The organism is Microcoleus sp. PH2017_05_CCC_O_A (assembly GCF_020738785.1).
In the GTDB taxonomy this organism is placed as follows: Bacteria; Cyanobacteriota; Cyanobacteriia; order Cyanobacteriales; family Microcoleaceae; genus Microcoleus.
On record NZ_JAEQCB010000241.1, the window covers coordinates 1 to 8,999 of the forward strand.

Consider the following 8,999-nt stretch of genomic DNA (forward strand, 5'->3'; position numbering starts at 1 on the left):
CTTGGAAGCGGACGCGACCTGTTTGATTCGGGTAAATCGATTCATCGACGACTGCTTCTTCGTTGAAATAGTTAAAGTTGGTGTTGACGTAATTTTTGATTAACAGATTGTTGGCTGTGCTGTATCCTTGAGTGGAGAAGATAGAGCCGAAAGCTTTTACTACGTTGAACATAATATTTACTCCTGTTGTGTTACAATATATGGATGTGTAATTGTCGCTTTATGCTATTTGAGAGGCTGCATTTCCTCGGTTGAGATTGATTGATTGTCCTGATATTTCATTGTTCTTGTCTTTCCTTCTTTTATCCGGATCGAAGCCCAAGAATTTTTGAAATTTAGAAGGGATTTGAGAAGCGGTTGCGGGAGTTTAACTTCGGTAATTCCGAGGTATTGAATTAACGATTTAGTGGTTGAGCCGTGGGTGGGATTTACCTCAAGGGTAGATGTGGTTATCTACACTAGGGATTGGCTGATTCCGCATTACTGCTGCTGTGAAGATGTTTTATTTTTGGGGTTGCTTTTTTGTGATTGGGCTGTGACTCGTTTGCTTGACACTTACTAATTTCCCAGGAATCGAATGTGTTTGGTGCGATCGCCCTGACACTTTTATCGTCTGGTACTGGCACAGGACACTCGTCAGCCTGCAAACAACGATTTATCAATAGTTTCAGCCTACTCATCTGACTGGTAGCTGTGCCAATTTAGGCAACTGGACTACCGCAGGCTGTGAATCCTGAGTTTACGCAAAGTCGATCGGGCAATCCGGAACATCCATACATATCTAGTGCGTGAGTCAGAGGTTCGTAGTGAGGACTTCAGTCCTCTCTCGTCTGATGAGGACTGAAGTCCTCACTACGAACCGATTTTAAGTTCGTAGTGAGGACTTCAGTCCTCTCTCATCTGATGAGGACTGAAGTCCTCACTACGAACCGAGCCTGTAATCCCAATTATTGAACAGATCGAACTTAAAATCAATTCATAAATTCAGAATCTCAAATTCATAAAAGTCATAATTATCAAGAACCTGCTTGATACTGCATAATTGTTACCGGAAGTCTGAATAAAGTTTTACCTAACTGAGACAAACCGAACTTGAATTTCAGGGACTGCGGCAAATCTTGCACGGAAACTTCTACGAAGCCAAAGCGGGTATAAAATGATGCGAGCCGCTTTCCCAAACATTCTAAATATAGCGGTTCTGTAGCCTGTTGAATTAAATGTTTTGTCAGGTAAATGCCCAAACCGCGATCGCGCCAATCCTTCGCCACCACCAAACTACCCAACTCTTCCGCGCCCGTAAACTTCCGCAATTGTCCGCAAGCAGCCAATTTCCCCTCACATTCGATCACCCAGAATTGCTCCCAGCGCAACTGAGTCGGATCGAGTTTCGCACTCCAAACTAACATTCTAATTGATTTGATATCTCGCTCCGACGCTTGGCGGATTGTGCATCCAGATGGTAAGGAAACAGAACTTGCAATCATGAGCTATAGCTGGAAACTACAGCAGCGATTCGTTTGAAAATGCGAAAAACTTCGTAAAGTTCGTTGCCGGGATTCTGAATATCAAACAACTTAGATAAAGCATACTGCGGTGTATCTTGTTTAGTCACTTTAATGAATCGGAAACTGCTGCCATTAGTCAGCAGCCCAAACGTTGGTTGTTCTGAATTTGGGTCATTCAGCATATAAAATAGCAATTGAGGAAGTCCAGCTTCAACGGAATATTGGGATCGCTTGGCTTCGATCGCCACAACCCAAAAAGATTGCAGCAATAATAGGACATCTATGCTGCCCCTAACAATTATATCTTCATCTTCGACAATCAGTTCAACAGATTTTTCACATTCTATGTGAAAGGGAGTTAGGAAAAAATCTGCTACAAATAGCAAAGGAGCTAGTACCACCATTTTTACAGTATCTTCTAGGAAAGGGTATGAGGTACTATTGATATAGCCTGCTTTTACCTTGTCGAGCGATCGCTTTTCGACCTCACTAATTTCTGGCAAATCATCAATCCATTCTCGGAAAAATTGCTCGTCTTCAGACAACTGTAGATTAAATTTTGTTTGGACATCACCGAGTGTCAGTGCTTTTGCTTGAATGCTTTGTGTCATAGTTTTCTGTAGCTCAGAGCTATTTGTAACTTATTGTAGCATATCAATTGGCGATCGCCCCCAGCAACACGTCAGCGCCAAACCGCACCGGATCGGTACAAGGCAATCGCGTTTCTGCTTGAATTCCTGCTATTGCTAACAGCGCTTCTGCATCAGTTAAGTGATGAGTATTGAGAGCGATAGCACTGACTTTTGCCCCAACAAAAGCACCCGCAGCAGGGGCCACCATTTCGTACAATTCAACCACTTTCAACAAACTCGGAATCGATACGTGCGGGTGATTGCGAATGTGAATTTGTCCGGCTCGGTGCGCTAAAATTAAGTGAGTTGGCTGCGCGCCCCGCAACAGCGGCAGAGTCGCCGTCGAACCCGGATGCAATAGCGAACCTTGCCCTTCTACGTGCAGAATATCGCAGTCAGAACCTAATTTCAATACCATTTGTTCGACAGCACCGGCGGCGAAATCAACTCGAACTGCATCCAATGCAAGGCCTTCATTTCCGATCATTAAACCCGTTTGTCCGGTTGCTAAAAATTTGGAACGCCAACCCCGCTGCAAACAAGTGCGATTGAGTTCCAAACTGGTTGACATTTTGCCAACGCTCATATCTGTACCGACAGTTAACACGCGGCGACAGCTTAATTTAGCAGCGGCGGCAGAGGCGATCGCCCCAACAGACTTCGGTTCCTGACGCACGTCCCAAATCCATTGATTTTCGGTTAACGGAACCGTTATCAAAGGTGCAAGTTTCGCGTGCAAACCGTTGACAACCGACAAACCTGCTGCTACCGCTTGATTAATTTCTGGCAGCCATTCCGGCGGCAAAACACCGCCGGATGGAGCAATACCAATTAGCAGAATATCCGGCGCAAATTGCAGTGCTTCTGCAACGGAAGCAACGATCGGTAATTGTTGAGGAATACCAGTTAATTCAGATAAAGATTTTCCCGGACATTGGCGGTCAATTACTGCTACAATTTGTGCTTCACTGTAGCGCAAAAATGCTAAGCCTGTTTTGCCGGAAGTGCCGAGAATTCCCTCGTGCAGCAAGATAGCAACTTTGCCATTTTTGATAGGATAGTTTTCAGTCATTGATTCAGTGTAGTCGCCTCGTGAGTGAGGGCGTGTTTATAGAGATTGTGGGAGCATCTCATTTTTGCATTTACAGTGTTCCGCTCAAAAAAGGTTCGTAGTACGGACTTCAGTCCGCTCTTAAAAAAATGATTCATTCCGCTCAAAAAAGGTTCGTAGTACGGACTTCAGTCCGCTCTTAAAAAAATGATTCGTTCCGCTCAAAAAAGGTTCGTAGTACGGACTTCAGTCCGCTAGTACGGACTTCAGTCCGCTCTTAAAAAAATGATTCTTGCAAAACTGAGATACTCCCGATATTGTGGATGTGAATCAAAGATTGTTGGTGAAACCCGCTCCTACAAGTATTGTGGTTAATTTACCGGACATTATATCAACACTGCGGACAGTTTCACGGATTACATATCCGGGCGACGGGGGCTAGAAACCCGGTTTCTTAGAATTTTGCGTTTAGTAACGATAAATCTAGGAAGAAACCGGGTTTCTGATTGGCGATTACTGGTTCAAAGCATTCGGATCTTCTCCCAATTCTCGCAATCTGGCTTCTAGTCGCGAGGCTCGCTGTTGAGCAGCTTCTGCTTGTTGTTGAGCAGCTTCTGCTTGTTGTTGAGCAGCTTCCTCAGGTAACAGAATTAGATTGCCAGATTCGTCGTAGAAACGCACCCAAGTTGCTGTTTCTCGATCGACAATTCCGTCCCAAGTCCCCAACCAAAAGCCCAAACTTTGGCTCCACAGCCAACCCCGATCGTCGGGGACTAACGGCTGATAGCGTTGATTGTTATCTAAACGCCATCCCTGCAAAGAATTCGCATCGAAAGGATCGAATACAAAATAATCAGGTGTTCTGAAAACCTGCTCGTAAATATCCTTTTTTTTGCCTATATCCTCATTAGCCGTTGATGGTGAAAGCAGTTCCACAATGATATCCGGGTAACGTCCGTTTTCATCCCAAACTACCCAGCCTTGTCGGGAAGTATTGCCGTCAACACCCAACACAGCGAAAAAATCTGGGCCTCGATAATCCCGATTGCGAACCTGTTGGGCACTGAAGTAGATAAACATATTGCCACCGACAAAAAAATCGTTCCGGTTAGCTAAACCTTGTTCTGCCGAACGGATTAAAACGGTCATTGCTATGCGGTGGCGGTTGCTTTCCATTTCTGCACCATCATCAAAGATTAAATCAGTGGGCGGCTTGTGTTCTTCAAAAAAAAGCTTGGCTTCTCTATCAATTCCCTGTCCTATTGATTCTACTGGCATCATAGTATCTCCAGATTTGTTTTGATCGAAATTCATGGTTTTAAAACGCTCGTCTTTAGGTGGAATATTTTTAGGGTTGGCTGTAAATCCCCATCCTGAAAACCTCGTGCTTCCTCTATCAACTGTCAACTGTAAGTAAGGTGCGTCGCTCATCAATGGTCGATTTTTATTTGTGATGGTTGGTGGCGACGCACGCTACAACTGTCAACTGTCAACTGTCAACTGTCAACTGTTTAACGATATTTCTATTCTACAAGGTCAATTCGCTGCACTCCCAATCCCGATCGCCCATTTGGCAGCAAACACCCATTTTCAACGACTGCGCCGCTGAAAGGATCGTCTAGTAAATTCAAGTGACTGTCCAAATCCAAGTAATCAGCGAGGGGAGAAAGTTGTGCTGCTGCGGTATTTGCGATCGCACTATCGGAATAGCAGCCGAACATCACTTGCAGATTGCAGGCTTTGGCTGTGTGAATCATCCGCATAGCTTCGCTCAATCCGCCGGATTTCATCATTTTGATATTGATGCCGTGGACGCACTGTGCTAACTTGGGTATATCAGAACTATTAAAGCAACTTTCATCAGCAAAAATTGGCAAGGGCGATTGACGGTAAAGTTCCGAGAATTCAGCCATATCCGCGACTGGTGATAGCGGTTGTTCGACATAATTTATGTTATATTTTTCCAGCCAGCGACACATTTCTACTGCTTCTTTTAAACTCCAACCGCCGTTAGCATCAACACTAATTTGAATGTTGGGTGGTGCTTCGTCTAATACTGCGATTAACATAGCTTTGTCGGCTTCAATTCCTGCGGGATTTCCCAACTTGATTTTGACAGCGCGGTATTTGATGCTGGCGGGATTTGTCCCATCTTTGCCAAACCAATCGCGCACTCTGTCTCTCGCACTCCTCGGCGAATTTATGCCGATGGTGACTGATGTGGGGACAATGCGCGATCGATCTAATCCCCACATTTTCCACAGCGGGAAGCCTGCTTTTTTGCCCAGCCAGTCGTGCATTGCCATGTCGATGCCGGCGCGGGCGGCCGAGGGTAACTCGACTTCTGTGAAAATTTGTTCGACTTTTTGGCGATCGCACGGAGTAAACTTTTCTAGTAGCGGTGCAACTTCCTGCAATGCTGCTAGCAGACTCTCGGTAGTTTGGGGCTTAGAACCTGTGGAAAAGGGCGATGCTTCTCCCCAACCTTCGATACCTTCGTGTGTTAATTTTACCCACAAATTGGTACTTTGGGCTGTTGTACCGCGGCTGATGGTAAGTGCAAACCGCTTGCGGACAGTGAAGGTTTGAATTTGAACGCGCATTTTCAGTTATTAGTATTTTTTTATACAGAACAATCAGCAGAGACGGATAGCGCGGATGTTTGCATTTTTTATTTTTTACTTTATAGTTTTATTTTGCTTGTTCTAGTTTACCAAAAAGTCGATGAAATTCATTATTTCTGTTTCGCCAAAGAGAGTTGCCTTCTCTCTTAGCATTTGGGTGCTCTTCTTTGCTGTTGCTGGTTTCACCGTACAAGTTCTGCGCTACGGTTTTAACTATCGCGAACGCTGGATTCATTTGTTTAATTTAGACAGAGAAATAAATTATCCCTCGTGGTACTCGTCATTTACTTTACTGTTTTGCGGGATTTTGCTAGGTATTATTGCTGCTGCCAAGCAGAAGCAGGGCGATCGATATTTTCGGCATTGGAAGGCACTAGGGTTCATCTTTGTATTATTCTCTTTAGATGAAATCTTGAGCCTGCATGAAATATTAATTATTAACGACTTGCGAGAGTCACTGAATTTAGGGGGATTTTTTTACTTCATTTGGGTAATTCCGGGGGCGATTTTTGTTGCAGTTACTGGGCTGACTTATCTCAAGTTTCTCTGGCACTTACCCCGAAAAACCAGGGATTTATTTCTACTCGCAGGCAGTATATATGTAGGTGGAGCGCTTGGCATGGAAATGGTTTGCGGTTATTATGCAGATGCGGTAGGTCAGCGAACTTTGATCTACGGTTTGCTGGCTTCGGTTGAGGAAATTTTGGAAATGGTGGGAACGATTGTATTTATCTACGCTTTGTTGTCTTACATTGGTTCCCATCTTGAAAATATTGATTTGCAGTTTAAGATAGTGGAGAATCAAGATAGGTAAAGCTGGCCGTAGACCCAAGTTATTATGGCGGTTGAAATCGGAGAGATTATGACTATCTACTTTTACAGCACTCGCAGCGAATACGGTAGTTTCTCTAACTTTTCCCGTCACGGATTCAAGTTAGACGGAGAATACTGGCCGACTACCGAACATTATTTTCAAGCACAAAAGTTTCCCCAAACGGAACACTGCGAGCAAATTCGCCAAGCAAAAACGCCGAAAGATGCAGCAACAATGGGGCGCGAACGCTCTCGTCCCCTGCGCCAAGATTGGGAACAAGTCAAAGATGATATCATGCGAAAATGCGTATTACGCAAATTTGAAACTCATGCCGATATCCGCGAAATTTTACTCGCTACCGGGGATGAAGAAATAGTCGAAAATGCGCCTGGAGATTACTATTGGGGTTGTGGGAAAGATGGCAGTGGCAAAAATATGTTGGGACAGATTTTAATGGAAGTGCGAGAAATTTTGCGATAGTGTATCTGGGTTTAACAAATATATCTGTAGGGGCGAAGCATGACCGCAGTCAATATGAGATTAGAACTAATAACTTATATACGGTCATGCTTCGCCCTCTTCCAAAACCAGATGCACCCTTTTGCGAAAATCCACGTAGCGAGTAAAACATAACCTACAAGTTTGTAGTCAGGACTTCAGTCCTTTCTTTCTAAATTCAAGAGGGAGGACTAAAGTCCTTACTACGAACCTATGATAAAGCAGGACTTATTTAATCCTAAGTCCTGCAATGCTGCTAAGCGAGCATTTCCTCAATTTTATTAAACAAGGTAACTCAAACATCCGCCTGACCACCTGTCAAATTGTGTGCCAATCTCCTCAGGCTGTTCTAGTAGAGGGTTTAGCCTCTCCTCAGAGACTGCAAAGCAGGGGAAACGGTAAAAACCCTGCACCACTTTTTGGTTTTGACAACTACTGTCAACCAGAATTAACTTTTATCGTGGTAAGTACAGCATTTTTCGCCAGTCGCCTCCCGGACACCGTTCTCCTTAGGTTGGCGATTCACAGGTAAAACAACAAAACTCCTGTTCTGGTTAAGGTTTATTTTTTATTTATGCTGTATGTTTCTATTCTCTGCGATTTCTCTAAATTGTGACCTGTTGTACAGAATTCTTTACACTTTTTCGATCTAAAAGATGCTGTTTTTGTTTTGATTAAGAGATCGATCGCACTTTTGGAATCCTCTCTCAGACTTAGGTTCGGGGATCGCAGCTTAAGTGAGTTTTCAGCGAATTATAAGATTGCGGACTGTTAAGATTTTTGAGTTATTTGGCTGCATTCGCGCCCAACTGCCGCCGTTGCTGTTGAATTCGGTTGAATTCTTTTTGTTCTTCGCACAGCAACGTATTGTCGATCGGCGATCGCATATCCCACTGCAACTCCGAGAGTAACAGCAAACATCCGGCCATAATTATGCCTGTGGTTAGATATTGCCAAGGGGCAACAAAGGTTAATAGAGGTATGCTAAATAAATGAGTTAGCCCGATCAGGATAAAAGTGCGCGATCGCAAACCGAGTCCAGTACAAAAATAGCCGATCGCGCTCAACCCCAACCACAAATCGCACAGATGCAGCAACCAAAATCCCCAACCCGCAAAAATACTGCAATCCGTCAAAATCAAACCAGAAATCATCAAAATCGCCCAAGAGTAAAGAATCCAGCTAACCCGCTCAACCTTTACCCAAAACAAAGTCAAAACGGCCATAATCGCAGTGCCAATTAGAGTCACTGTTGACCACAAAATCGCCTGAAAGCTCCAACTAAGCGGGACAAACTGAGCCGTGAAAAAAATCCCCGCCGTCACCAAAGCCCAAAGCAGAAAAGTTTGGTCAATGCGGGTATAAAATCCTGAGAAAAGAGTAATATTTCCGACTTGCCAGCGGAGGCGCAACAGGCCAGCGAGATCTTGTACGTCGAGATGTTCTTGTTTGGAGCGGATTAGGGGTTCGGAGGCGTTGAAGAAGGTCATTCCGTATAGTTTAAAATATCAAGTTTTGCGTATTGTAACAAAACTTCAAGAAGATTTTGCCGATTTTTATATACTTTTTTCTCATTCTCCGGCTCTGCCTGGGGAGGTAGATCCGGAAGCTCTGCCTCCCGCGAATCAGAGACAAGCTAGGCAGAGTCTCTGGATATTGGTTCCCAGACAGAGCCTGGGAAGCAGGGACGGGCAAGATGCCCATCCCACAGGAGTTCGATCGATTTTGTTGGTCGATTCCCGATATACGTCAAAATAGACGTACAATATAAAAAGTAAGTGCGATTCGTTTAGTCGAAACTGAGTAGCAATACTTAGGGGATGGCTAGGGTGACTACATAGTCATCATAACTGGATACACATCTGGGTGCGGTTC

The 8,999-nt window shown here is 44.3% G+C and carries 9 protein-coding genes; 2 read left to right on the plus strand and 7 right to left on the minus strand.

Annotated elements, in window-relative coordinates; genetic code table 11:
* Nucleotides 1–458 precede the first annotated feature (458 nt).
* From JGK20_RS32600 to JGK20_RS32625, 6 genes are all read right to left on the minus strand, one after another.
* Nucleotides 459–680 carry a hypothetical protein gene (locus JGK20_RS32600; RefSeq protein WP_293178115.1) on the minus strand — a complete coding sequence of 74 codons (222 nt, stop codon included), beginning with the start codon at nt 678–680 and terminating at the stop codon, nt 459–461.
* Nucleotides 681–1,016: 336 nt separating this feature from the next.
* Complete coding sequence (locus JGK20_RS32605) at nt 1,017–1,484, minus strand: GNAT family N-acetyltransferase (protein ID WP_293192968.1); 468 nt, start codon at nt 1,482–1,484, stop codon at nt 1,017–1,019.
* Complete coding sequence (locus JGK20_RS32610; RefSeq protein WP_293233574.1) at nt 1,481–2,116, minus strand: type I restriction endonuclease; 636 nt, start codon at nt 2,114–2,116, stop codon at nt 1,481–1,483. The genes JGK20_RS32605 and JGK20_RS32610 overlap by 4 nt, the downstream gene beginning before the upstream one ends.
* A gap of 43 nt (nt 2,117–2,159) precedes the next feature.
* Nucleotides 2,160–3,209: a DUF1611 domain-containing protein gene (locus JGK20_RS32615; protein ID WP_293192973.1), complete on the minus strand. Its 1,050-nt coding sequence runs from the start codon at nt 3,207–3,209 to the stop codon at nt 2,160–2,162.
* 492 nt (nt 3,210–3,701) lie between these two features.
* Entirely contained in the window at nt 3,702–4,466 is a 765-nt protein-coding gene (locus JGK20_RS32620) for a Uma2 family endonuclease (protein WP_293192987.1), read from the minus strand.
* A 245-nt stretch (nt 4,467–4,711) separates the two neighbouring features.
* The gene (locus JGK20_RS32625) at nt 4,712–5,791 is read right to left on the minus strand and encodes a dipeptide epimerase (protein ID WP_293211334.1); all 1,080 of its coding nucleotides are present in this window, start codon (nt 5,789–5,791) and stop codon (nt 4,712–4,714) included.
* Nucleotides 5,792–5,912: 121 nt separating this feature from the next.
* Between JGK20_RS32625 and JGK20_RS32630 the strand changes: the two genes are divergently transcribed.
* Both JGK20_RS32630 and JGK20_RS32635 read left to right on the plus strand, forming a co-directional pair.
* Nucleotides 5,913–6,626: a hypothetical protein gene (locus JGK20_RS32630; protein WP_293178099.1), complete on the plus strand. Its 714-nt coding sequence runs from the start codon at nt 5,913–5,915 to the stop codon at nt 6,624–6,626.
* Between the two features lie 48 nt (nt 6,627–6,674).
* Nucleotides 6,675–7,106, plus strand: coding sequence for an NADAR family protein (locus JGK20_RS32635; RefSeq protein ID WP_293178233.1), 432 nt, complete (start codon nt 6,675–6,677; stop codon nt 7,104–7,106).
* Between the two features lie 803 nt (nt 7,107–7,909).
* Here the strand turns inward: JGK20_RS32635 and JGK20_RS32640 are convergent.
* Entirely contained in the window at nt 7,910–8,614 is a 705-nt protein-coding gene (locus tag JGK20_RS32640) for a hypothetical protein (protein WP_293178096.1), read from the minus strand.
* Nucleotides 8,615–8,999 lie beyond the last annotated feature (385 nt).